The sequence below is a fragment of the Paraburkholderia caffeinitolerans genome, from assembly GCF_902859945.1.
Lineage (GTDB): Bacteria > Pseudomonadota > Gammaproteobacteria > Burkholderiales > Burkholderiaceae > Paraburkholderia > Paraburkholderia caffeinitolerans.
The window spans coordinates 1-24,824 of sequence record NZ_CADIKL010000067.1; the positions used below are offsets into that span (position 1 = coordinate 1).

Below are 24,824 nucleotides of genomic sequence, written 5' to 3' on the forward strand. Positions count from 1 at the left end.
CTGCATCGCCGGCAGAAGCAGCCTCATGTTATCCGCAACCTGTTTCAGGAGAAGCATGTTCGCTACGCAGCTTGATCCAATATACGCACTATTTATTGAACTGGTCAGTAAAACGTGCCGAGCGGCGCTTCGAACTCGATCGTCTGGCCCGGCTGGCAGCGCTCACGGATATAGTTGCTCATCGCGCCGTCCGGCAGCAACCGGATCAGGAATTGCAGCTGATTGCTTTCGTCGGGACGGTTGGCGAACGAGTATGAACGCCACACGTCCGCGCCTGGCACCTTAAGGCGTGCATACTGCCCGGGAAGAAAATCAAGTCGTCCGGGATGGGCGCTCGCGTCCAGATGCAGGATTGCCGTCGTTTCGGAAACCTGCTTCACGGTCGTGACCGTCGCCGAAATCAGCGTTGTGCCTCCCGCGCTGCACAGGCTCGAATCGAAATCGAAGTAGAACGATGCATCGGACAACACACGCGTCTGGCACGACAGTATCTTGCGTACGGCGAGGTCGGCGGCGGACAGCGTTTCCTCGTCGACATAGCCCTGCGTATAGCTGCCCGATTCGCAGCGCCCCTGGCAGGTTCCGCATACCCCTTCGCGGCAGTCGAGCGGGATGTTCACGCCATTGCGCAGCGCGGCGTCGAGCAGGAGCTCCCCGGCGCGAACTTCGATGAAGACGGTTTTGCCATCGGAAAAACTGAAGGCGACCTTTTGGCTCATGGCGTGGCACTCCCGCTTACAGGTGGTAGAAATCGAGTACCGCGTTGATGGTGTCGTTCAGCAGCAGCACATGCTTGCGCGTGATCTTCCAGCTGTCGCCGTTGGCGCGCAGGTGGCAGGTGACGCGCCCGAAGAAATGCTCGCCTATACCCTGCCGCGCGTAAAAGGTGGCCCAGTTGGCCTTCACTTCCAGCTCGCCCCCCTCGCGCTGCGCGATGCGCACGTTGGTGATCTGGTGCAGCGTGCGCGGCAGCGGCATTGATGCCGCCGACTTGCCCGTGCGCAGACGAAACACGCGATCTTCGAGACCCGAGCGGTTCGCGTAGTAGATCAGCGACATGCCGCGTTTCGGATCGGTCGTATACACGTGTTCGGAGTCCCACTGCGGCACGTGAAATTCGCTGTTTTCGTCGAAGAGGTCGAGGTACTCGTCCCAGCTCTGAGCGTCGCAAAGCTCGGCCTTGCGATAAAGAAATTGCTCGACCGATTGCTGCAGTTCAGGTGTGACCAGCATGACTCAAGCCTCCTTCGTGTTGTGCGATTGCTTCGCGAGGCCCTTGAGCAGGAACTCTTGCCACGCGCCGTGCTGGTTGACGTAAAGGCCCTCGTGCGTAAGCTCCGTGCCGCACAGTGCCGGCGCGATGCCGAGCAGGGTGGTATTGGCCGTCTCGCCCGCCACCACCTTGTGATGGCCGCGCGAGATGTCGCTCCAGCGTTCGAGGCGCGCCTGGAAGCCGCGCTGCTGCTCGCGAAACTCCACGAGATCGTCGGGGGTGCCCATGCCCGAAACGTTGAAGAAGTCCTCGAACTGGCGAATGCGGTTTTCGCGGTCCTGATCCGACTCGCCCTTTACGCCGATGCATTGGCTGATGACCTCGGTCTTGTTCCAGGCCACCGGTCGCACGATGCGTAGCTGGGAGCTGATCTGGTCCATGAAAAAGAGGCTCGGATAAATGTTCAGGTTGCGGAGGCGATGCATCATCCACTCGGCTTTCTGCTGGCCGTGAGCCTCGACGAGGCGTGGCATCACGCTTGCATAGCCCGGGCGCACGTTGGGGTTTGGCATGTCGCTGAACAACACGCTGTGGCCGTTCTTGAACGCGAACCAGCCGTCGTCGGTCTGGGCATCGCCCGCGCCGAGCTTGCTGTAATCAAGCGTGCCGCTCGCCGCTTTACCATTTTGCGCATTCGTTTCCTGGCGGTGCTGAACTGTGGCGACGTAGTTGTAGTGCACCGTGCTCACGTGGTAGCCGTCCAGGCCGTTCTCGTTCTGCAGCTTCCAGTTGCCTTCGTACGTGTAGGTGGACTTGCCCGGCAGCACTTCGAGCTCACCCGTAGGCGATTGCGCCACCATCATGTCGAAGAAGATGCGCGCATCGCCAAGATAATCCGCGAGTGCGTTGGTCGCTTCGACGTCGAGGCTGATGAACACAAAACCCTTGTAGCTTGCGATGCGCGCTTTCTTCAGGCCGCGCGTGGACTTGTCGAAGTCCTCACAGTACTCGCCGGGAGCCTTCACCTTGACGAGGCGTCCATCGCTCTTGTAGCACCACGCGTGGAATGGGCACGTGAAGGTGGACTGATTGCCCTTGCTCATGCGCGTGAGCGTCGCGCCGCGATGCTGGCAAGCGTTGATCATCGCGTTGAGCTGACCACTGGCGTCGCGCGAAATGATCATCGGCTGACGACCCGCACGCATCGTCATGAAGTCGTGCGGCTTCGGAATCTCGCTTTCGTGGCAGGCGTAGATCCAGTTCTTCTCGAAGATGAACTCCATCTCGAGGTCGAACAATTGCGGCTCTGTGAACATTTCGCGCGCAATGCGATAAATACCCTCTGCCGGGCGGAAGTCGAGGCATCCGCTAATGAATTCCTGCCATTGAGACGTATTTTTTTCCGCGCTCATGATGGGTTCTCCTCCTGTCGTTCGGCGGTCTTGCGACCAGGTCTCGGATGAGCAGGATTGAATACCCACAGCGGTCCGGACGCTATCCGCCCGGTTGCCTTTCGTTATCCATTTTTTTTGCCGTTCTGCTCCGTTCCTGCCAGGCGACGCTTTGCTGCAAACTGCCGGCCGGACGTTTCGCAGTCGCACCAAAAAAGTGGATAGCGAATATCGAGTAGATGGATAGCGGTCGCACGGCCTCAGGTATCCAATGCTGCCACGACACACGAACTTCACTTCGCTTCCGCCATGACCCCAGTGACGATTGAACGCATCGAAACCCGCCTCGTCGATCTGCCGACGATCCGCCCTCACAAGCTGTCGGTTGCCACAATGCATGGACAGACCCTCATGCTGGTGAAGGTGTACTGCAGCGATGGCGTGAGCGGCATCGGTGAGGGCACCACGATCGCCGGCATGGCATACGGCCCGGAAAGCCCCGAGGCGATGAAGCTTGCGATCGATGCCTACTTCGCCCCGGCGATGATCGGCGCGGACGCCACGCGCATCCAGGCGCTGATGGCCCACCTTGGCAAGCTCATCAAGGTCAATCACTTCGCGAAGAGCGCGCTCGAAACCGCGCTGCTCGATGCGCATGGCAAGCGCCTTGGCGTGCCGGTGAGCGATTTGCTTGGTGGTCGGCGGCGCGAGCGCCTGCCGGTTGCGTGGACGCTGGCCTCCGGCGACACCGCCAGGGACATTGCTGAAGCCGAGTCGATGCTCGACGCACGCCGGCACAAGGTTTTCAAGCTGAAGATCGGCGCGAAGGAACTGAAGGCGGACATCAAACACGTCGCGGACATCAAGAAGGTGGTTGGCGACCGCGCCGCTGTGCGCGTCGACGTCAACATGGCCTGGAGCGAGACGCAGGCTGCGTGGGCCATTCCGGCGCTGGCCGACGCCGGCTGCGAACTGGTCGAGCAGCCGGTGGCGTCCGCCGTGGCGCTGTCGCGCCTGATGCGCCGATTCCCGGTCGCGTTGATGGCCGACGAGATCCTGCAGGGGCCGGAAAGCGCATTCGAGATCGCGAGGAACAATGGCGCTGATGTGTTCGCCCTCAAGATCGAACAAAGCGGCGGGCTCTTTGCCGCTCAGCGCGTGGCCGCGATCGCCGACGCGGCGGGTATCGAGCTCTATGGCGGCACGATGCTCGAAGGCGCGTTCAGCACGATTGCCTCCGCACATCTGTTCGCGAGTTTAGCCAGCCTGCAGTGGGGTACCGAACTGTTCGGGCCGCTTTTGATCACCGAAGAGATTTTGGCGAAGCCGCTCGATTACAGCGACTTCGAACTGACCGTGCCTGACGGTCCGGGTCTGGGCATCGAACTGGACGAAGCGCGGGTCAGGCGTTTCACCCGCGACGGACTCATCAAGGTCACCCGCTAGTCCCGGCAGCAAGCAAAGTTAAACCCAAGGAAATTGACGATGCTTTTCCACGTACAAATGGATGTAAATCTCCCGTCTGACCTGCCAGCGGACGTTGCTGGCGAGATCAAGGCGCGCGAGAAGGTGTATTCGCAGGCGCTGCAAAAGAGCGGCAAGTGGCGCCATATCTGGCGCCTCGTCGGCGAGTACGCCAACTACAGCATCTTCGACGTCGAGAGCAACGCCGAGCTGCACGACATCCTGACGGGTTTGCCGCTATTCCCGTACATGAAGATTTCGGTGACGCCGCTGTGTCGTCATCCGTCGTCGATTCGTGACGACGACGTTTGAGCCCGAGTAGATGTCCTGGCGGGCGAGCACGTCCCGAGTCGCTTTTTTCACGAGAACTATTTGGAGACAGTAATCATGAGCGCAAAAGTATTCGATACCGAGGAAGTGCAGGGTTTGCTGAAGGCCGCGGCCAACTTTGACGGCAAAGATGGCAACGCCCGTTTCAAGCAGATTCTCAATCGCCTGCTGGGCAATCTGTTCAAGGCTATCGATGATCTCGACATCACGCCCGACGAAGTCTGGGCCGGCGTGAACTATCTGAACAAGCTTGGCCAGGACGGCGAAGCGGCGCTGCTCGCCGCCGGTCTTGGTCTGGAGAAGTATCTCGACATTCGCATGGACGCCGCGGACAAGGCGGCAGGTCTGGACGGCGGCACGCCGCGCACGATCGAAGGTCCGCTGTACGTCGCCGGCGCGCCCGTGCGAGAGGGCATATCGAAGATCGACATCAACCCGGATGCCGATGCTGGCCCGCTCGTGATCCACGGCACGGTCACCGGCACGGACGGCAAGCCGGTGGTCGGCGCGGTGGTGGAGTGCTGGCATGCTAATTCGAAGGGCTTCTATTCGCATTTCGACCCGACCGGGGCACAGGCCGATTTCAACCTGCGCGGCGCGGTCAGAACGGATACAAACGGCAAGTACGAGTTCCGCACGCTCATGCCCGTGGGCTACGGCTGCCCAGCGCAGGGCGCGACGCAGCAGCTGCTGAACGAGATCGCCCGTCACGGCAACCGTCCTGCGCATGTGCACTTCTTTGTCACGAGCGGGTCGCACCGCAAGCTGACCACGCAGTTCAACATCGAAGGCGATCCGCTGATCTGGGACGACTTCGCCTACGCCACGCGCGAAGAGCTCATTCCGCCCGTGACCGAAAAGACAGGTGGCGCAGCGCTCGGCCTGAAGGCCGATGCCTACAAGGACATCGAGTTCAACTTCACCCTGACGCCGCTGCTGCAGGGCAAGGACAACCAGCTCGTCCATCGTCGGCGCGCTACTGCTGCGGCGTAATCGCCCACGACGGAAACAGCGCTGACGCGTTAGCAACGGTTCTGATGTGATGGACGACTCCCGCAACCCAGCGAGGGGTTTATGCCAAAGTGGAGAAGTCGTGACCTCCACGGCAAAGGAGCGTTCATCATGAACATAGCGACTGTTGGACTGGACCTGGCCAAGAGCGTGCTGCAGATTCACGCAGTGGATTTGCAAGGCCAAATCGTTGTACGCAAACAGCTCAGACGCGCGGACGTACTTCCGTATTTCGCCACGCTGCAACCGTGCGTAATCGGCATGGAAGCGTGCGCCTCTTCGCACTACTGGGGCCGCGAGCTCGCAAAGCTCGGACACACCGTTCGACTGATCGCCCCGCGGTTCGTCCGGCCTTACGTAAAGAGTAACAAGACCGACGCGGCCGACGCCGAAGCAATCTTTTTGTACCGGTCAAGACGCAAGCGCAACAGACGGTGCTGTCGCTGCATCGCGCACGTGCTGGTCTGGTAAGGTCTGATTTCGTATCAGCATGGCCCACGCCGCCCGTGCATTCTTTGCCGTGAGCACCACGGCAGCGATATTTTTGTGCCGGCGCCGACACAGTTTCATCAGCCAGGAATCAGCCATCCCGGGCTTGCTGGCTGCCATACGAATAATTGCGCGGGCGCCGTGAATCAGAAGTGTTCGTAATGCCGAATCACCGCGCTTGCTGATGCCCAGCAGACGTGGGGTACCGCCCGAAGAATGCTGACGCGGCACCCGGCCCAGCCATGCAGCAAGTTCACGACCGCTGCGAAAAGCTCGGGCGTTGCCGATCGAGGCTGCCAGGGCCGAAGCGGTAAGCGGCCCGATCCCGGGTATTGTTTCGAGAAGTTGACCGGGCGCATCCGTGCGATGGATCGCGCGGATACGACCTTCGAGCTCCGCCACCTTGCTGCCGAGTTCGCGCAAGTGCTCGACGAGCATCTGGATTAAGGCCCGGAACGGCTCAGAATGTTCATCGTTCCGAATGGAAAGAGCCGCCATGGCCCGTTGGCCAAGCAGCCGGATACCTTGTGGCAGCACGATACCGAATTCTCCGAGAAGCCCGCGGATCTGGTTGGCAAGTGCTGTGCGTGACTTGACCAGACCAGCACGTGCGCGATGCAGCGACAGCACCGTCTGTTGCGCCTGCGTCTTGACCGGTACAAAACGCATGTTCGGTCGCGTTATTGCCTCGCAGATTGCTTCGGCGTCGGCCGCGTCGGTCTTGTTACTCCTTACGTAAGGCCGGACGAACTGCGGGGCGATCAGTCGAACGGTGTGTCCGAGCTTTGCGAGCTCGCGGCCCCAGTAGTGCGAAGAGGCGCACGCTTCCATGCCGATTACGCACGGTTGCAGCGTGGCGAAATACGGAAGTACGTCCGCGCGTCTGAGCTGTTTGCGTACAACGATTTGGCCTTGCAAATCCACTGCGTGAATCTGCAGCACGCTCTTGGCCAGGTCCAGTCCAACAGTCGCTATGTTCATGATGAACGCTCCTTTGCCGTGGAGGTCACGACTTCTCCACTTTGGCATAAGCCCTTCGCTGGGTTGCGGGAGTCGTCCATCACATCAGAACCAATCCGGGTAAGGTGATCTGATCAGGTGGGTTCGGATGCGGCGTCGACATGTTTTTTGCCGGCGCAGCCGCATATCAAAGGATGCGAGGCCCGATTCATTGCCCTGTGCGTGCACGCATGCACTCTGCCACTGCATCGCGGACACAGGACGACACGAGTTCGGACGCACGCGAGTGCGCCGCGCGCGAGGGGCGGGCAATCACCAGCGGCTGGATCACGGTCAATTCACGGATTGGGCATTCGACCACGAGCGGCGAACGGGTCGCCGTCGGGCTCTGCGTAATCAATAGCGACACGCCAAGCCCGGTTGCCACCATTGCCCGCACCAGTTCGATCGAGGCCGCTCGATAGCGGACATTCGGCGATAGCCCACATTGCCAGAACGGTGCCATCAGAAAATCCCGGCTCTGAGGGAGATCGATCAGGATGAACGGCTGCGCGGCAAGATCGTGTAGCGAGATCGCGCGCCTATGTTTCGCGAGCGGAGACCCGGCCTGCACGAGCCCGTATGGCCGGAGCTCCGCAAGGCACTCGCGTTCGATATCGTCGGGCAATCCGACGTCGTACATTAGCGCGAGGTCGATCTGCCGCTTGTGCAGCCACCCGTCGAGTTGCGCGAGATCACCCTCGACGAACCGGACCGATACACGCGGATGCCGCTGCTGCACGAGTTCCAGCACCCGTGGCAAATAAACGGGCGCGATGGTGCTGAACACACCGATCTGCACGACGCCACCCGGTTCGTCGCCATCGTCATCGGTCGCGAATGCGGACGCCGACGCAAGCAACTGCCGAGCCTCGGCCAGCTTGCGCTCGCCGAAATGTGTGAGCGTCATCCGCGTGCCAGCACCGCGCGTGAACAGCGGATTATCGAACAGCGATTCGAGCTCCCGAATCGCCACCGAGATCGACGGTTGCGAAACGTTGAGCTGGAGCGCGGCGGCAGTCGTGCTGCTCGCTTCCGCGGCCGCGACGAAATAGCGGAGCAGTCTCAGGGACAGAGACATATCGAACCTATACGAAAATATTATAGCCGTTAATTTATTCCGATATTTTATCTAATTGACCCGCTCGACCAGAATCACTGCATGGGCCGACTCGGCCCGACCTTAAGGAGAAAGATGCCGTGACTGTGTCCAGGCTGCCGCTCGACGGCATACGCGTGATCGATTTTTCCCGAGTGCTCGCGGGCCCACTGTGTTCCGCGTTGCTCGCCGACCTCGGCGCTGACGTGATCAAGGTTGAGCCACCAGGTGGCGACGATTACCGTTCGATCGGCCCGTTCGCGAACGGCGAAAGCGGGCTGTTCAGCGCCATGAACCGCAACAAGCGCAGTATCGTGATCGACCTGAAAACAGCCGACGGGCAAACGCTCGCACAGTCGCTGTGTGCGAACGCTGATGTGGTCGTCGAGAACTTCCGGCCCGGCGTCGCGAATCGGCTCGGGATTGGCTACCAGACGCTGTCGGCACGCCATCCTGCGCTGGTTTACGCAAGCGTATCTGGCTTCGGGCAGACCGGCCCGGAATCGTACCGGCCGGCGTACGACATTATCCTTCAAGCAATGTGCGGTCTGATGGATGCGACAGGCGCACCGGATGGCGAGCCGACGCTGGTCGGTGACTCGGTGTCGGACGTGGTGAGCGGGATCTTCGCATCGTGGGGCGTGCTGGCGGCGCTCATCGCGCGTGACCGGACCGGCAAGGGCACCCATGTCGACGTGTCAATGTTCGACGCGACGCTGAACCTGACTGCGGCGCTCGTCGCGCGTTACGCGGCCACGGGTGTCGCGCAGCAGCGCGTCGGCAACCGCCATCCAACGTCCGCGCCGTTCGGCGCGTATCGCGCGGCGGATGGCCATTTTGTCGTCGCGGTGCTCAACAACAAGCTGTTCGCACAATTCGCGGACACGATCGGCCATCGGGCGCTGGTCGACGATCCGCGTTTCGCGACCGATACGTCGCGCTGCGCGCATGAATCCGCGTTGCGCGCATGCATCGAGCAGTGGGCTGCCACGCGCTCCGTCGCGGACGTCAACGCGACGCTGAGCGCCGCTGGCATTCCGGTCGCGCCGATTCAGAGCGTGCGGCAGGCACTCGACAGCGAGCAGGCGCGTGCGCGCGGCCTGCTCGTCGAGACGACGGCGGCCGACGGCTCGACGGCCCGGCTGCCCACGCAGCCGCTGAAGTTCTCGGCCTACCCCGACATGCGCACGACGCGCGCGCCGCAGCTCGGCGAGCACACGCGGACGGTGCTCGAGCACGTGCTCGGCCTCGACGCAGTTGCGATCGAAACGCTTGCGTCGACCGGCGTCGTGCATGAAGCCGAAGCCGTCGATGCAGCGCTGTCCCGCCATACCGTAACCCATCAGGAGATGAACGATGCTTAAACGACTGGGCGTCGACGATGCCGACCTCGAGATCGCCGATGCGATCAGCCGTTTCGCGCAGGCCGAACTCGCGCCCCATGCGGCGCAAATTGATCGCGATGAAACGTCGACGACGCGTTACGTGCCGGCGCTTGCGGAACTCGGCGTGATGGGAATGAACCTGCCGGAGCGCTGGGGCGGGATCGGTGCGTCGCCCGCCGCGATCATCCTCGCGTTGGTCGAGATAGCGAAAGTGTGCGCGGCGACGTCGTCGATGATCGGCGCACATTATCTGGCAACCGACTCGGTGCTGATCGGCGGCGACGACACTTTGCGCTCGCGCTATCTGCTCGATGCTGCGGCCGGCGCGAAGCTCGGCGCGTTCGCGCTAACTGAGCCGCAGGCCGGCTCCAACCCGGCCTGCATGACCACGCAGGCGGTACGCGACGGCGACAGCTACCGCATCCGCGGCGTCAAGCATTTCATTTCGAACGCCGACGCCGCGCAATTCATCGTCGTCTATGCGAAAACCGCGCCCGAGCTTGGTACGCGCGGGATCAGCGCGTTCGTCGTCGATCGTGATACGCCCGGCGTGTCGGTGTCGTCGGCCGAGAAGCTGATGGGCATTCACGGCGCGCCCGCGCACGAAGTTGCATTCGACTGCGTCGTGCCTGCTTCGAATCGGCTCGGCGAAGAGGGCAGTGGCTTTCGCACCGCGATGAAGGTGCTCGACAACAGCCGTCTCGACGTCGCGGCGACGAGCCTCGGGATTGCGGAAGCGGCGCTCGGCGACGCAATCGACTGGGCGAAGCAGCGCAACGTCGGCGGCGAACCACTCGCGAACAAGCAAGGATTGCAGTGGCGATTCGCCGATATGAAGACGCAGCTTGAAGCCGCATGGTTGTTGACGCTGCAGGCAGCCTCGCGGCGAAGGGCCGGAGAACCATTCACCGATATGGCATCGATGGCAAAGCTGTACGCGTCCGAGATGGTTGCGTTTGTGACCGACGCGGCGCTGCAGATCCACGGTGGCTACGGTTTCACGCGCGAAATGCGGATCGAACGCCTTGTGCGCGACGCTCGGATCCTGCGGATCTACGAAGGTTCGTCGGAGATCCAGCGCACGGTGATTGCACGCATGATGCTGACCTGACGGCGAACGAAGTCGAATAAGGAGACGAATGGTGAAGATACTGGTGGCGGTGAAAAGGGTCGCTGACGCGAACGTGAAGGTCGGCGTGAAGTCCGATCACTCGGGCGTCGATATCGCGAACGTGAAGATGTCGATGAACCCGTTCGACGAGATTGCTGTCGAGGAAGCGGTACGTCTGAAGGAAGCAGGGGGCGCGAGCGAAGTGATCGCAGTGTCGGTCGGTGTCGCGCAGGCGCAGGAGACGCTGCGCACGGCGCTCGCGATCGGCGCGGACCGCGCGATCCTCGTCGAATCGAACGACGGCGTCGAGCCGCTGGCGGTCGCGAAGATCCTGAAGGCGCTGGTCGACAAGGAGCAGCCGCAACTGGTGATCCTCGGCAAGCAGGCGATCGATGACGATTCGAACCAGACGGGCCAGATGCTGGCCGCGCTGGCAGGCCTGCCACAAGCGACGTTCGTGTCGAAGGTGACGATCGCCGACGATGGTGGGCAGAAACGGGCGACGGTCGCGCGTGAAGTGGATGGTGGCGCGCAAACGCTGTCGCTGACGCTGCCGGCGGTAGTGACGACGGACCTGCGACTGAACGAGCCCCGCTACGTGACGCTGCCGAACATCATGAAGGCGAAGAAGAAGCCGCTCGAAACCGTGAAGCCGGAAGACCTGAGCGTCAACATCGCGCCGCGTCTGAAGACGCTGAAGGTGGTCGAGCCGCCGAAGCGCGCGGCGGGCGTGAAGGTGGCGGACGTGAAGACTCTGGTCGAGAAGCTGAAGACCGAAGCCAAGGTGCTGTAAGGGGAGCGGAAAGAAATGACGATTCTGGTTATTGCGGAACACGACAATGTGTCGATCAAGGCCGCGACGCTGAACACGGTGGCGGCGGCGCAAAAGATTGGCGGTGACATTCATGTGCTGGTCGCGGGCCACAACGCGCAAGGCGCGACCGATGCGGCGACAAAGATCGCGGGCGTGAGCAAGGTGCTGGTGGCCGACGCGCCGCAGCTCGAAGCGGGCCTGGCGGAAAACATCGAAGCGACCACGCTGAATATCGCCAAGGAATACTCGCATATCCTCACGCCGGCCACGGCCTACGGAAAGAACATCGCGCCGCGCATCGCGGCGAAGCTGGACGTCGCACAAATCTCGGACATCACGGCGGTCGATTCGGCCGACATATTTGAGCGCCCGATCTACGCGGGCAACGCGATCGCGACGGTGCAGTCGAGCGACCCAATCAAGGTGATCACGGTGCGCGCGACGGGCTTCGATCCGGTCGCGGCCGTTGGTGGCAGCGCATCAGTCGAGAAGATCGAGGCAGCGGCAGACGTTGGCAAGTCGCAGTTCGTGAGCCGTGAAGTGACGAAGCTGGACCGTCCGGAACTCACCAGCGCGAAGATCATCGTCTCGGGCGGCCGCGGTCTGGGCAGCGGCGAGAACTTCGCGTTGGTGCTGGAGCCGCTGGCCGACAAGCTTCAGGCCGCACTCGGCGCATCGCGCGCGGCCGTCGACGCGGGCTTCGTGCCGAACGACTATCAGGTTGGCCAGACCGGCAAGATCGTCGCGCCGCAGCTTTACATCGCGGTCGGCATCTCGGGTGCGATCCAGCATCTGGCTGGCATGAAGGATTCGAAAGTGATCGTCGCGATCAACAAGGATCCGGAAGCGCCGATCTTCAGCGTCGCCGATTACGGTCTCGTCGGCGACCTGCACGAAATCGTCCCAGCCATCACCGCGGCGGTCTGATTCCCACCACCAGTCAGCAGGATCCCCCGATCTTGCGCGTGCCGACGTGCCCGCGCTTGCCGCCGGCACGCCAAGAGGACCGCGCAACCCCGAATGCAGCTTTCCACCGGTCAGGAGCCGAGCATGGAACGAACCGCTTCACCCGCCGCAAACGCCACGCTGATCGAGCGCCGCTCGATCGACTACATTCCCGACGCCGAGCGCCACGGCAGCCTGTTCAGTCAATTCACCCTGTGGTTCGGCGCGAACCTGCAGGTCACGGCGGTCGTCGTCGGCGCGCTCGCGGTGGTGCTCGGCGGCGACGTGTTCTGGTCGCTGATCGGTCTGCTCGCCGGCCAGGTGATCGGCGGCGCGGTGATGGCGCTGCACGGCGCGCAAGGGCCGCAGCTCGGGCTGCCGCAGATGATCTCGAGCCGCGTGCAGTTCGGCGTGTACGGCGCGGTCGTGCCGCTCGCGCTCGTCTGCGTGATGTATGTCGGCTTTTCCGCAGGCGGCACGGTGCTCGCCGGGCAGGCGATTGCCGAGCTGCTGCACGTCGATCGCACGGTGGCGATCCTCCTATTCGCCGCGCTCGTGGTCCTGCTAACCGGCCTCGGCTACCGGACGATTCACGCAATGGGCCGCGTGTCGAGCATCGTCGGCACGCTCGCATTCCTGTACCTGTTCGCGAGCCTGCTGCACGGCCACGCCCTCGGCGCGCTGCTCGCGATTCGCCATTTCACGCTCGCGTCGTTCCTGCTCGCCGTGTCGCTATCGGCGTCCTGGCAGATCGCATACGGGCCCTACGTCGCCGACTATTCGCGCTACCTGCCGAAATCGACTTCGGCACCGAAGACGTTCTTCGCCGTGTTTTCCGGCACCGTGATCGGCGCGCAGGTCGCGATGACCTTCGGCGTGCTGGCCGCCGCGCTTGCCGGCGACCGCTTTTCGGGACACGAAGTCGCGTTCATCGTCGGGCTCGGCGCGACCGGCGCGATCGCCGCCGTGCTGTACTTCGCAATCGCGCTGGGCAAGCTGACGATCACCACGCTCAACGCATACGGCAGCGTGATGTCGGTAGCGGCGATCCTCACCGGATTCGGCGGCAAGCGCGAGATCTCGCCGCGCACGCGCATCGCGTTCGTGCTGCTCACCGTCGCCGCATCAAGCGGGCTCGCGCTCGCCGGGCAGCACTCGTTCCTGAAGGCGTTCTCGTCATTCCTGCTGTTCCTGCTCGTGTTCTTTACGCCGTGGAGCGCGATCAATCTCGTCGACTACTACTGGGTCACGCGCGAACGCTTCGACGTTCCAGCGCTTTTTGAGCCGGACGGCCGTTATGGCCGCTGGAATGTCGCAGGGCTCATCGTTTACGCGATCGGCGTGCTCGTGCAGATGCCGTTCGTTGCGACGGGGTTCTATACAGGACCATGGGTCGATGCGCTGGGTGGAGTGGACGTGTCGTGGATTATTGGCGTTCTCGTGCCTGGCATTCTCTACTACGTGGTGACAGAACTTAAGCGTTCAAACGCGCCAGATTTCATGACTCTGCCTGATTACTCGAGCGAGGGGGATTGAGCGGTCATTTAAGCAGTCTCGGATGTTTTCAGGTGGAAGACGTCGATTTTTCGAGAGCTAATCAAATTTATTATCGTTATGAATACAATGAAACACTTTACGCTCGGTTTGGCTTTGGCCTGTATCGCGGTTTGTGCCCACGCCAAAAATTGGTCGACGATCCGTTTCGGAGTAGACGCGAGCTACGCGCCGTTCGAGTCGAAAGCGCCAGACGGCCAGTTGGTCGGTTTCGACATCGACTTGGGTAACGAGATTTGTGCTCGCCTGAAAGCGAAGTGTGTTTGGGTCGAAAACGACTTTGACGCGATGATCCCGGCGCTGAAGGCAAAGAAGTTCGACGGTGTACTGTCTTCGATGGTAATGACGGAAAAGCGTGCAGAACAGATCGCATTCTCTAACAAGGTATTCAACACGCCGACAAGACTCGTCGCGAAAAATGGTTCGTCGGTGCTTCCGACTGTCGAAGCGCTTAAGGGGAAAACAGTCGGCGTTGAACAGGGCACGATTCACGAGGCCTACGCGAGAACATGCTGGGCGCCTAAGGGAGTGAAGGTAGTCTCGTACCAGAATCAGGATGGCGTGTACTCGGATCTTGTTTCGGGTCGTCTCGACGCCGCGCTGCAAGATGCGGTTCAGGCCGATCTCGGCTTCCTTAAAACTCCGCGAGGTGCGGGCTTTCAGTTTGCAGGCGGTGATATCGTCGATCGACAGATACTTGGCAACGGCTCGGGAATCGGGTTGCGCAAGGAAGATATAGATCTGAAGACAGAGATCAACCAAGCCATTGCCGATATCATAAAAGACGGAACATATAAACGGATTGAGAAAAAGTACTTCACGTTCGATGTATATGGAGACTGATTGGTGTAGATGTATGACCGGATGCATCATAAGTCAACTCGCAACATTGCGACTGCCAGACGTTGTGCTTTGCCTCGCTGAGTATGCGGTGCGCCAGGATGCGGCGGCCCCTCACTGCCAAGCTGCTTTTGCGGGACCGTGTTGTGCCGTTGTGGCTGGAATAGGGGCGCGTGGTGCGGCCCCACGTATCTGAGGACACGAGGACTCTCTTAAAATAAGGGATAGTCTTGTGGGCTGTGGTGCAAATTACGGGCGCGCGCGAAAAATGGCGTGTTCACCATTGCATCATCTTGCTGAAATAACTGCGCTCCAAACAGTGGGCGCAGTGAATGAAATGAACGGCCCCCGCCCATCGGTATGGCAAACAGCGGGTAGAGTTCTTGCAATCCGACGGCATCGCAATTTGAAAACTGGAAGATCATAAGGGTCTTCTCAGGCGACTACGGGGCGCTGTCACGTTAAAGCGTTTGCGACGCAATAGCGGAGAGGACGCGCATTCGCTCAGAAAGCGGACGGATCTCGGGTGATCCCAGTGAAGCGATGCCAGGCGTCGAAGCGTGCGGCGAGTTGTTGGCGATAGAGCGAGGCGCGCAGTAGATGTCGCTTGAGCGCGAAGTGCTGCCGGATCGGACCGAGGCTCGAAAGGAAAGCCTGCGTGCGCTCACGATCGCGGAAGCCACGCATGCGTCGCTCGCGTTCGCGCGTCGGTTGATGACTGTTTTCGGCCCTGTTGTTCAGCCGCGCACTGGCTTTGACGAATGCGTGCCTGACGTGGGCGAGCTCGGGAATCTCGGCTTTCGCCGCCGCATAGCTGCGCAGTTGGTCGGTCACGATCTTGCGCGGTGCTTCAGCACACGAGGCAAGCACCCGCTTGAAAAATCGTTTGGCTGCAGCCTTGTCACGGCGCTTCTGTAACAGGATATCGAGCTCGGCGCCGTGCTGATCGACGGCGCGCCACAACAGGTAAGGCTCGCCGCGCAACGTCACAAATACTTCGTCAAGGTGCCAGGTCGTGCCGGGCTTGCGACGAGCCGCCTTGACACGGTGCGCGAAGCACGCGCCGAATTTAGCGCACCGACGTCGGACCGTTTCGTAACTGACAACAACCCCGCGCTCGAACAACAGTTCTTCGATATCACGCAGGCTGAGTTGAAACCTGAAATACCAGCGCACCGCGCAGCTGATGACCGCCACCGGAAAGCGATGACCGTGGTAGAGCGATTTTGCATTCTTCATCACGCGATCTTACCCGCCCATCTCAGCAACGTGACAGTGCCGCCGGACGGCAAAAAGATGGCGAACACCTGGGACGATGCGGCGCGGCCGTTTCCTGTGACAGAGGATCGCGGCAGTCACGAAAAGGTTCAGGTGGGAACGACGGCCGTGGGCAGCTTCGCGCCGAACGGCTATGGCCTCTACGACATGGCCGGTAACGTCTGGCAATGGGTCGCCGACTGGTACCGCGCGGACGCGTTCCAGATCGAGGCCGCTTCCGCAAGCGTCGTGAGCAATCCTCAGGGGCCGGGATCGAGCTTCGATCCGGAGAACGGGGCCACTGCCTATGCGCCCGAACGCGTGACGCGCGGCGGCTCGTTCCTGTGCAGCGAGACCTACTGCATCAGCTATCGAACCAGCGCACGCCGCGGCACGGACCCGATGAATGGCATGTCGCATCTTGGCTTCCGGCTTGCAATGGACGAAGGCGAGTGGGAACGCGAATCCCGCCATTGAGGCGACGCTTCGTGCAGGGGATGCCGGGCGGGAAGGAAGCCGCCCGCGCCTGCGCAGTTCGATTCGCCGGCCTCCCTTCGCTTGCGTCGCTGCATTCTCGAATGCAGCGGTGCATCAGGTAAAACGCGACCGCTTTCGTGTATCGGATTCAGGCGGTTATCGCGGTAAAACTGCTCGACGTTGTATTCGCAAGTGTAGCCATAGCTGCCATGCACCTGAATCGCGAGGTTAGACGAGCATCTCGAATTGGACGTTGAGCGGCCTCGTCGAACAACGTCGTCAACAAAGTGATGAAGGGCCGTTGTACTGCCGGAAGCGGCCTGACGACAGGTCGCCTGGGCAACAAGCGTTTTCGGAACCACGACGGCCATTCGCGCCGGCTTCTAGCCGTTGCGGGGGCGCCCCATCCCAAAACGGGAGGGGCGTCGCCACATTCCCAGCTGTAAAGTCGTCAATCGGACCCACTGGGCCACGATATTGAAGAAAATATAGGAGGAGGCATGAAGTCGAAGGTTCGCTTGCTGCGCCATTTCAGGCTTGCGTTCGCGGTAGCCGTCGCAATGGTCGGGCTGCCGGCCGTGGCACAGACAGCCGCTGGATCAGGCGGCATACCGGTGACAGTAGACAATTTCGCGCGTGCCGAAACCGACATGTACTTTTCGGCGCTCGCGAACCACGGCGGCTTTGGTAAGCTCCTGCACTATCGCGCCTTGATGCCGGTCGAGCGGCAGGCCGTGATACGGCCGAACCGCGATACCCTCTATTCCGCCGGCGTCTTCGATCTCGATGCTGGCGCTGTAACCATCACATTGCCGGACGCGGGCAAGCGCCTTCGCTCGATTGTCGCCATTAACGAAGATGAGAATGTTCCGCTGGTGGCGTACGGGAACGGGCCTTACACGTTCACGCGCAAGGCGGTCGGCACGCGCTACTTGCTGATCGGCATACGAACGCTCGCCGATGTCCGCGACCCTGCCGACATGCAGGCTGCCCATGCACTGCAGGACGGTATCAAGTGGCACCAGGCGGCGCAGGGTAGCTTCAAGGTGCCGGACTGGGACCGGGCCTCGCAGCAGCGCCTGCATGACGCGCTCCTCACGTTGGGAGCCTCACTCGGCGATCTGAATGGCGCGTTTGGCATGCCTGGCACGATCTCGCCCGTACGGCATCTGATAGGCGCAGCCATGGCCTGGGGCGGTAACCCGGAAAAGGACGCGGTCTACCTCAACGTCGTACCCTCGCGCAACGACGGCAACACGGTTTATCGGCTGAAAGTTGCGAATGTGCCAGTGAAGGGTTTCTGGTCGATCAGCGTCTATAACGAGAAGGGCTTTTTTGAGCCGAACGCACAGGGTTCGTACACGGTCAGCAGCCTTCTCGCGAAAAAGGACGCTGACGGCGCTGTGACGGTGCAATTTGGCGGTTGCGACGGGAGCGTGCCCAACTGTTTAGTCACGCCTCCCAACTGGAACTACATGGTTCGCCTGTACTGGCCGAACGCAGAGATATTGAGCGGCCGCTGGAAGTTCCCTGAAGCGCATGAGGTCGTTCAGCCAGCGCAGTAAAGAAACTCCCGTTTTTGTGACTGAACGACTCCTCTCAGATAGGGAGTCGTCACGCCAATGTCCGGGGTTGCGCGACTTCGAACGTTTCGTTGTGTCGGGTTGCCAGCTCAAACACGGCCATAATCGGAAGGCTAACAGGAGAATCATTCACCCATCCGAAAAGGAAGGGGCGGCCAGCCGCGTGCGGTTATAGTCTCCCAGACGAACCGTCCTGATCTGGCATCAAGGGAACTCTGGGAGAAACCGTGAAGCTGCGCCAACTGCATATCGCAATTCTGTCGGCCATGGCATGCGCCGCTCTGCCGTCCGCCGCACAGCCCGAACCGGCAGAGCCGCAGGCCATTCCTGTTACGGTCGACAATTTCGTCCGTGCCGAAACCGACCACTACTTCAACAACTCCGTAACCAGCGGGGGATTCGGGAGCTGGCATCATATTCGCGAACTTCTCCCGATTGATCACCAGTCTGTCATCCGGGGCAATCGCGATACGCTGTATTCGACGCGCGTCTTCGATCTCGACGCGGGACCCGTCACCATTACGCTGCCGGATGCAGGACAGCGTTTCATGTCGCTACAGATCATTAGCGAGGATCACTACACGACGACCGAATACGGCGCGGGGCCACATACGATCGACAAGGGGAAAATCGGTACGCGTTACGTGCTCGCCGGCGTTCGTACCTTTGTCAATCCAAACGATCCGGGCGATCTCGGCCGCGTTCACGCGCTGCAGGACGCAATCAAGGTCTCGCAACCGGGTGGCCCAGGCAAGTTCGAGATCCCGAACTGGGACAAGAAAAGCCAGGCCAAGGTCCGGGATGCGCTTCTGGTTCTCGCGAGCACGGTCACCGATACCCGGCGCGCCTTCGGTACCAAAGAGGAAGTCGACCCGGTTCAATATCTGATCGGTGCCGCTTCGGCGTGGGGGGCAAATGCACCACAGGATGCCGTCTATTTCAACGTCGTTCCGGCCAGAAATGACGGAAACACCAGTTACACCCTGAAGGTAAAGGACGTTCCTGTCGACGGGTTCTGGTCGATCAGTGTCTACAACGCCGAAGGCTATTACGAGAAGAATCGCTACAACGCCTACACGCTCAACAACATCACGGCCCGAAAAGATGGGCAAGGGGCGGTCACAATCCGCTTCGGCGGCTGCGACGGCCGCATTCCGAACTGCCTGCCGATTACACCCGGCTGGAACTACATGATTCGCCTGTATCGGCCGCGTGCCGAGGTACTGGATGGCGGCTGGAAATTCCCCGAAGCGGAGGTCGTCGACGAAGCCGCTTCCCGTCAAACGGGCATGACCGCTACACCGGCGGCCCAGAACCGCTAGCCCGCTAGCGGGAAGGTTCACGCTCCGGGCAGCCAGGCAGCCGGATGAACCGTCTGGCTGCCTGCCCTTGTCGCTGGCCTCTTTCCGGATCCCTCATGCAGCGCGGCGCCGCCAGCGGGCAAAAAAACGAACGCTCCCACACCTCCACACCATGCGCACCGTACCGCAACTCTTCGACCTCAAGGGCAGGACCGCCCTCATTACCGGCGGCTCGCGGGGGCTCGGCCTGCAGATCGCCGAGGCGCTCGGCGAACAAGGCGCCCGCGTCATGCTATCGGCACGCAAGGCCAGTGAACTCGAGGAGGCCACAGCGCATCTGCGCTCGCGTGGCATCGCGGCCGACTGGATTGCGGCGGACGGCGCACGCGAGGAGGACATTGCGCGCCTTGCCGACGACACGCTTGCCGCCCTCGGTCATGTCGACATCCTCGTGAACAACGCGGGAGCGACCTGGGGCGCGCCCGCGGAGGACTATCCGATCGACGCGTGGGACAAGGTGATGAGTCTGAATATCCGCGGCCTGTTCCTGCTCACGCAGCACGTGGGCAAGATATCGATGATTCCCCGCCGGCACGGCCGCGTCATCAATGTGGCGTCCATCGCGGGACTGTCCGGCAATGCGCCGGGCACGATGGAGACGATCGCCTACAACACGTCCAAAGGCGCCGTCGTCAACTTCACGCGCACGCTGGCGGGCGAATGGGGAAAGTACGGGATCACGGTGAACGCACTCGCGCCCGGCTTTTTCCCGTCGAAAATGACGCAGGGTTCGCTCGAACGCATTGGGGTTGAGAACATGTGTGTCGGTGTGCCGCTCAATCGGCTGGGCGACGACGAAGACCTCAAGGGCGCGACCGCGCTCTTCGCAAGCGATGCCGGCAAGCACATCACCGGGCAGATCCTTGCTGTAGACGGCGGGGTCAGCGCTGTGTGAGGTCACGGTCGCTTATATTCCCACAACGGCCCCGGAGTCACGCCGGTCGCACCACAACGCCCCGACGAACAAGGAGTGCAGCGATGAAAAAGGAAATTCTCGTCTCACTGGCGCTGGCCTGCCATGCCATGCTGGCCAGCGCCGAAACGCAACCGGTTCAGGATCGGGTCGTAGTCAGCCGCGCCGCGCAAGCCGTCGTCTGGGGCATGCCGGCCGTCAACACCGACCTGATGCTGCAGGCCGCCATCAAGGCAGGCGCCGGGGAAAACGAAATCGTCTATTGGTCGCGCCCGGTGGACTGGCACAACCAGACCCTAACGCCCAATCCGGACGCGATTTACCTGATGCCTTTCTTCGATACGAAGCAAGGCCCGATCGTGCTGGAGGTCCCCCCGGCCGGCCGGGACGGCTCGATCACCGGCAATATCGACGATCTCTGGCAGATGCCGCTCGAGGATGCCGGCCCATCCGGGGCGGACAAGGGTGCGGGCGGCAAGTACCTGATACTGCCTCCCGCCTGGCGCGGCCGCATTCCACCGGGCTACATCGTACTTCGCTCGCCGACCTACAGTGGCTACGCGTTGATCCGCTCCACCCTGAGCAGTCACAGCGACGCCGACGTTGCGAAAGCGGTCGCCTACGGCAAGCGGCTCAAGCTGTATGCACTCGCGAATGCGGCGAAGCCGCCGCCGACCCGCTATGTCGATGCCGTGGACGTCCTGTTCGATTCGACCATTCCCTACGACATCCGCTATTTCCAGTCTCTCGACCGTATCGTTCAGAACGAACCGTGGCTCGAACGGGACAAGGTCATGATCGACCAGCTCAAGTCCATTGGCATCGAAAAGGGGAAGCCGTTCGCACCCGATGACAAGCGCGTTGCCATGCTCGACGAGGGGGCGCGCGATGCGCACGAATGGATCGAGTATCAATCGGAGCGGGTCTACGCACCTTACTTCTCCAACACGCATTGGGCCGTTCCCGCGGCATCCGAACTGGTGCAGGACGCGTCGAAGGGCTATACGGAACCCGATATCTATCCCGTCGATGCTCGCGCGATCGTCTATTCGATGGGCTATGTCGGCATCAAGCGCCTCGGCGCGGGCCAGTTCTATCTGATGTCGTGGCAGGACAAGGACGGTGAGCGTCTCGATGGTGGGCAACGCTATCGGTTGACGGTACCGCCCGACGCGCCGATGCGCCAGTATTGGTCGGTGACGGCATACAGCCGCGTCACGCATGCGCTGATCAAAGACGTGCCGCGCGCGAGCCGTTCGTCGCAGGTGCAGGACATGGAGAAAAATCCTGATGGGTCGGTGGATATCTACTTTGGACCGGAACCGCCTGCTGGCCACAAGAGGAACTGGGTACCGACGAAGAGCGGAGAGAACTTCGAACTACTGTTCCGCTTATACGGCCCCACGAAGCCTCTCTTCGACAAGACCTGGGTTCTGCCGGACCTCGTGAAGATCAGTGCCCAATGAGTGCACGAACCCAGAAGTCGGTGATGGGCAGATGCCAATTGTGATCACGTCCACCTGCAAACGACACCGCGCGTCCAAAAGGGAGGGGGACCCGGGCCTCCCACGCGGCTAGACTTCCTAACGAACTTTCCTGTTCAGGGACATCAGGGAAAATCCGGGGAGGAGCCGTGAACATGCATTCCCGCTTGCCGCACGTTGCGTTGGCCGTGATCGTCGCAATCACGTCGCTGCGGCTGGCTGCCCAGACCGAACCGGTTGCGCCGCACGGCATGCCCGTCACGGTCGATAGTTTCGTCCGGGCGGAGTCCGACATGTACTTCTCCGCGCTGGCGCGCCAGGGCGCATTCGGCAAATTCGTCCATTACCGTGAGCTCATGCCGATCGACAAGCAGGCCGTCGTGCGAGCAAACCGCGACACCCTGTATTCGGTGGGGGTTTTCGATCTCGACGCCGGCCCGGTGACCGTGTCGCTACCGGACGCGGGCGGACGTTTCCGCTCGATCGCGGCCATCAGCGAGGACGAATACGTGCCGTTTGTCGCCTACGGCAACGGCCCTTATACCTTTACGCGCAAAGAGGTCGGCACGCGTTACGTCGTGATCGGCGTCCGCACCCTAGCCAATACGGCGGATCCCGCCGACATGCAGGCGGCGCACGAGTTGCAGGACGGTATGACCTGGCGGCAGGTGTCGCCCGGCCGCTTCGAGGCGCCGGATTGGGACAGGGTCAGCCAGAAGCGCATACGCGACGCACTGAACGCGCTGGGTGAAACGCTGCCCGACCTCAACGGCGCGTTCGGCACGCAAGCTACGGTTTCGCCCGTCCGACACCTGATCGGTGCAGCCATCGCGATGGGCGGCAACCCGGAAAAGGACGCGATCTATCTCAACGTCACGCCGCCCCGCAACGACGGTCACACGGTGTATCGGCTGAAGGTGGCGAACGTTCCGGTGGACGGCTTCTGGTCGATCAGCGTGTACAACGGGAAGGGCTATTTCGAGCCCAACGCACCCGGGGCATACACGATCAACAATGTGGTGGCGAAGAAGGAAGCCGACGGCACGGTCTCCATTCAGTTCGGCGGCTGCGAAGGCGGCGTGCCGAACTGCCTGCCGGTCACGCCCGGCTGGAACTACATGGTGCGCCTGTATCGTCCGCGTGCCGAAGTACTCGACGGCCGCTGGACGTTTCCGGAGGCTCGTGCGGTTGGCGAGGCCGCCCAGCGACCCGGTGCCTGAACCGAAGCCGGCTTTCCCGCTTTTTTCCCCGTCTCATTCCGAGGGTTTCATGTTTTCCTGGTCCATATTCAAGCGATGGCAGCTTTCCAGTCTGATCGTGGCGGCGGTTGCCGGTTGTGTTCAGACCGTCGTCGCGCAGGAAGCGGCAGCACCGGGATCGGCCATCGCCGCCGCTCCGGCTTCGACTGACGCCTTGCGCAACGCTGCCTTCGATGCCGCTGTCTGGGGCATGCCGATCGTCAGCTTCGACGCCATGCGCGAGGCATTCTTCCGCGATGCGCGCGCTCGCTATGGCGACGTCGTTTATTGGAGCCGCCCCGCGGACTGGAAAAACCAGACGGCCACGCCCAATTCCACGGCGCTTTACGTCTACTTCAACTACAACCTGAAGGACGGTCCGGTGGTCGTGGATATTCCCCCGGAGAACCATGTCGCCGTGTTCGGCAGCCTGCTGGACGCATGGCAGGTGCCGCTGGCGGACGTGGGGCGCGAGGGTTCAGACGCGGGGAAGGGCGGCAAATATGTGTTGCTGCCGCCTGGGTTCAGCGGCGACGCGCCGGCCGGGTACATTCCCCTGCATTCGCGGACCAACAACGGTTACTCGCTTATCCGTGTAACGCCGAAGACACTGTCGCCGGAAGATCTCGACAGGGCCGGCGCATGGATCCGGACGCTTCGCGTGGCGCCATTGCGTGACGCATCCGGAGGCGCCCCGCAACGCTTCATCAGAATGGATGGCAAGCTGTTCGACGGCATCGTCCGCTTCGACGACACCTACTTCGCGCGTCTCGCGCGCATGGTGAGCGAGGAGTCGCCTTTACCCGGCGATGCCGATGTCTACCTTCGTCTGCGCGAACTTGGCATCGAGCCGGGCAAGCCCTTTGCGCCGGACCAGCCCCTGCGCGCCGTGCTGCGCGACGCTGCGCAGGGGGCGTACGGCAGCTTTCGCCAAAATCTGCTGGCCGAGCAGCAGGCCTGGTGGCCCGGCTCGCAGTGGGGCAGCAGTACGGCGGTCCGGATGGGCGTCAAGACACACTTCACGTTCGGCGAGGGGCGGCAACTCGACGGGAGCATGCGTGGCGCGGTCTACTTCCTTGGCTATGCGCCGCCGCTCAAGCTCGGCAAGGCGACTTTCTACCTGACGAGTTGGCGCGACGATCACGGCCAGGTGTATGACGGATCTCGCCACTATCGTTTGCACGTGCCGCCGAACGTGCCTGCGCACGAATTCTGGGCTGTCGATGTCTACGACAGCGAGACATGCGCCTTCATCCGCAAGGCGCCGCGCGTGGGCGTGGACTCGTACGACAAGGCGCTTCGGCGCAATGCGGACGGCTCGGTCGATATCGACTTCGGGCCGCGACCGCCCTCAGGCAAGGCCGCGAACTGGATCTACACGGCCCCGGGCAGACCGTGGTTCGCGGCCTTCCGCTTTTATGGACCGGAACCCGCGGTGTTCGACAAGTCGTGGACGCTGCCCGACATCTTGCAGCAGGAGATCCAGGGCGACGGATAGCCGTCGTGAATGCAGCGTGACGTGCCGTCGCTGTGGCCCGCGATCGAGGTGTGTGGCCAGCCAATTGAATCGCTGTTGTTGAAATCACCAAAAGAGACCATCGAATCCCGACACAGAGAACGCAATGTCGAATGCGTCACCGGGGGCGCTGTCACGTTAAAGCGTTTGCGACGCAATAGCGGAGAGGACGCGCATTCGCTCAGAAAGCGGACGGATCTCGGGTGATCCCAGTGAAGCGATGCCAGGCGTCGAAGCGCGCGGCGAGTTGTTTGCGATAGAGCGAGGCGCGCAGTAGATGTCGCTTGAGCGCGAAGTGCTGCCGGATCGGACCGAGGCTCGAAAGGAAAGCCTGCGTGCGCTCAGGATCG

General features: G+C 61.8%; 21 protein-coding genes and 5 pseudogenes. 17 read left to right on the forward strand and 9 right to left on the reverse strand.

The genetic code is table 11. From position 1 onward, the window contains the following. Positions 1-107: 107 nt before the first annotated feature. From HV773_RS34925 to antA, 3 genes and pseudogenes are all read right to left on the reverse strand, one after another. A pseudogene (locus HV773_RS34925) lies at positions 108-719 on the reverse strand (FAD-binding oxidoreductase); the annotation flags it as partial. 16 nt (positions 720-735) lie between these two features. Further along, entirely contained in the window at positions 736-1,233 is a 498-nt protein-coding gene (gene antB, locus HV773_RS34930) for an anthranilate 1,2-dioxygenase small subunit (protein ID WP_175198381.1), read from the reverse strand. Positions 1,234-1,236: 3 nt separating this feature from the next. Beyond that, on the reverse strand, positions 1,237-2,625 hold the full coding sequence (antA, locus tag HV773_RS34935; protein WP_175198382.1) for an anthranilate 1,2-dioxygenase large subunit: 1,389 nt from the start codon (positions 2,623-2,625) through the stop codon (positions 1,237-1,239). Between the two features lie 288 nt (positions 2,626-2,913). Between antA and HV773_RS34940 the strand changes: the two genes are divergently transcribed. The 4 genes and pseudogenes from HV773_RS34940 to HV773_RS37190 form a co-directional block, all read left to right on the forward strand. After that, positions 2,914-4,050: a muconate/chloromuconate family cycloisomerase gene (locus tag HV773_RS34940; RefSeq protein WP_175198383.1), complete on the forward strand. Its 1,137-nt coding sequence runs from the start codon at positions 2,914-2,916 to the stop codon at positions 4,048-4,050. Between the two features lie 39 nt (positions 4,051-4,089). Continuing rightward, positions 4,090-4,380: a muconolactone Delta-isomerase gene (gene catC, locus HV773_RS34945; RefSeq protein WP_175198384.1), complete on the forward strand. Its 291-nt coding sequence runs from the start codon at positions 4,090-4,092 to the stop codon at positions 4,378-4,380. A gap of 75 nt (positions 4,381-4,455) precedes the next feature. After that, positions 4,456-5,391, forward strand: a complete 936-nt coding sequence (catA, locus tag HV773_RS34950; RefSeq protein WP_175198385.1) for a catechol 1,2-dioxygenase — start codon at positions 4,456-4,458, stop codon at positions 5,389-5,391. A 129-nt stretch (positions 5,392-5,520) separates the two neighbouring features. Continuing rightward, a pseudogene (locus HV773_RS37190) lies at positions 5,521-5,882 on the forward strand (IS110 family transposase); the annotation flags it as partial. Here the strand turns inward: HV773_RS37190 and HV773_RS34955 are convergent. Then, positions 5,821-6,879, reverse strand: coding sequence for an IS110 family RNA-guided transposase (locus HV773_RS34955; RefSeq protein WP_175198386.1), 1,059 nt, complete (start codon positions 6,877-6,879; stop codon positions 5,821-5,823). The pseudogene HV773_RS37190 and the gene HV773_RS34955 sit on opposite strands and share 62 nt — an antisense overlap. A 187-nt stretch (positions 6,880-7,066) precedes the next feature. Next, entirely contained in the window at positions 7,067-7,978 is a 912-nt protein-coding gene (locus tag HV773_RS34960; RefSeq protein ID WP_175198387.1) for a LysR family transcriptional regulator, read from the reverse strand. Between the two features lie 119 nt (positions 7,979-8,097). Between HV773_RS34960 and HV773_RS34965 the strand changes: the two genes are divergently transcribed. The 6 genes from HV773_RS34965 (at position 8,098) to HV773_RS34990 (ending at position 14,648) form a co-directional block, all read left to right on the forward strand. Then, positions 8,098-9,360 carry a CaiB/BaiF CoA transferase family protein gene (locus tag HV773_RS34965; RefSeq protein WP_175198388.1) on the forward strand — a complete coding sequence of 421 codons (1,263 nt, stop codon included), beginning with the start codon at positions 8,098-8,100 and terminating at the stop codon, positions 9,358-9,360. Beyond that, positions 9,353-10,492, forward strand: a complete 1,140-nt coding sequence (locus tag HV773_RS34970) for an acyl-CoA dehydrogenase family protein (protein ID WP_175198389.1) — start codon at positions 9,353-9,355, stop codon at positions 10,490-10,492. The genes HV773_RS34965 and HV773_RS34970 overlap by 8 nt, the downstream gene beginning before the upstream one ends. Positions 10,493-10,523: 31 nt before the next feature. Continuing rightward, positions 10,524-11,285, forward strand: a complete 762-nt coding sequence (locus HV773_RS34975) for an electron transfer flavoprotein subunit beta/FixA family protein (protein WP_175198402.1) — start codon at positions 10,524-10,526, stop codon at positions 11,283-11,285. 15 nt (positions 11,286-11,300) lie between these two features. Beyond that, positions 11,301-12,233, forward strand: coding sequence for an electron transfer flavoprotein subunit alpha/FixB family protein (locus tag HV773_RS34980; RefSeq protein WP_175198390.1), 933 nt, complete (start codon positions 11,301-11,303; stop codon positions 12,231-12,233). Between the two features lie 123 nt (positions 12,234-12,356). Beyond that, positions 12,357-13,787: a purine-cytosine permease family protein gene (locus tag HV773_RS34985; RefSeq protein ID WP_175198391.1), complete on the forward strand. Its 1,431-nt coding sequence runs from the start codon at positions 12,357-12,359 to the stop codon at positions 13,785-13,787. 87 nt (positions 13,788-13,874) lie between these two features. Then, on the forward strand, positions 13,875-14,648 hold the full coding sequence (locus tag HV773_RS34990) for an ABC transporter substrate-binding protein (protein ID WP_175198392.1): 774 nt from the start codon (positions 13,875-13,877) through the stop codon (positions 14,646-14,648). A 209-nt stretch (positions 14,649-14,857) separates the two neighbouring features. Here HV773_RS34990 and HV773_RS34995 read toward each other — a convergent pair whose 3' ends face one another. Further along, positions 14,858-15,070 carry a hypothetical protein gene (locus HV773_RS34995; protein WP_175198393.1) on the reverse strand — a complete coding sequence of 71 codons (213 nt, stop codon included), beginning with the start codon at positions 15,068-15,070 and terminating at the stop codon, positions 14,858-14,860. Between the two features lie 79 nt (positions 15,071-15,149). Further along, on the reverse strand, positions 15,150-15,884 hold the full coding sequence (locus HV773_RS35000) for an IS6 family transposase (protein ID WP_175198394.1): 735 nt from the start codon (positions 15,882-15,884) through the stop codon (positions 15,150-15,152). A 42-nt stretch (positions 15,885-15,926) separates the two neighbouring features. Here HV773_RS35000 and HV773_RS35005 point away from each other — a divergent pair. Next, a pseudogene (locus tag HV773_RS35005) lies at positions 15,927-16,379 on the forward strand (formylglycine-generating enzyme family protein); the annotation flags it as partial. Between the two features lie 134 nt (positions 16,380-16,513). On the opposite strand, the pseudogene HV773_RS37450 reads toward HV773_RS35005, so the two are convergent. Further along, positions 16,514-16,615: pseudogene (locus tag HV773_RS37450) on the reverse strand (acyl-CoA dehydrogenase family protein); the annotation flags it as partial. 264 nt (positions 16,616-16,879) lie between these two features. Here HV773_RS37450 and HV773_RS35015 point away from each other — a divergent pair. From HV773_RS35015 to HV773_RS35040, 6 genes are all read left to right on the forward strand, one after another. Beyond that, positions 16,880-17,944 carry a DUF1254 domain-containing protein gene (locus HV773_RS35015; protein ID WP_175198397.1) on the forward strand — a complete coding sequence of 355 codons (1,065 nt, stop codon included), beginning with the start codon at positions 16,880-16,882 and terminating at the stop codon, positions 17,942-17,944. A 245-nt stretch (positions 17,945-18,189) separates the two neighbouring features. Further along, the gene (locus HV773_RS35020) at positions 18,190-19,284 is read left to right on the forward strand and encodes a DUF1254 domain-containing protein (protein WP_246282632.1); all 1,095 of its coding nucleotides are present in this window, start codon (positions 18,190-18,192) and stop codon (positions 19,282-19,284) included. Between the two features lie 151 nt (positions 19,285-19,435). Next, positions 19,436-20,218, forward strand: a complete 783-nt coding sequence (locus HV773_RS35025) for an SDR family oxidoreductase (RefSeq protein ID WP_175198398.1) — start codon at positions 19,436-19,438, stop codon at positions 20,216-20,218. An 83-nt stretch (positions 20,219-20,301) separates the two neighbouring features. Further along, positions 20,302-21,702: a DUF1254 domain-containing protein gene (locus tag HV773_RS35030; RefSeq protein ID WP_175198399.1), complete on the forward strand. Its 1,401-nt coding sequence runs from the start codon at positions 20,302-20,304 to the stop codon at positions 21,700-21,702. A 206-nt stretch (positions 21,703-21,908) separates the two neighbouring features. Beyond that, positions 21,909-22,940 (forward strand): DUF1254 domain-containing protein, encoded by a 1,032-nt coding sequence (locus HV773_RS35035; protein ID WP_246282634.1) that lies wholly within the window; start codon positions 21,909-21,911, stop codon positions 22,938-22,940. 49 nt (positions 22,941-22,989) lie between these two features. Next, positions 22,990-24,456: a DUF1214 domain-containing protein gene (locus tag HV773_RS35040; RefSeq protein WP_175198401.1), complete on the forward strand. Its 1,467-nt coding sequence runs from the start codon at positions 22,990-22,992 to the stop codon at positions 24,454-24,456. Positions 24,457-24,655: 199 nt separating this feature from the next. Here HV773_RS35040 and HV773_RS35045 read toward each other — a convergent pair. After that, positions 24,656-24,824 (reverse strand): annotated as a pseudogene (locus HV773_RS35045) (transposase); the annotation flags it as partial.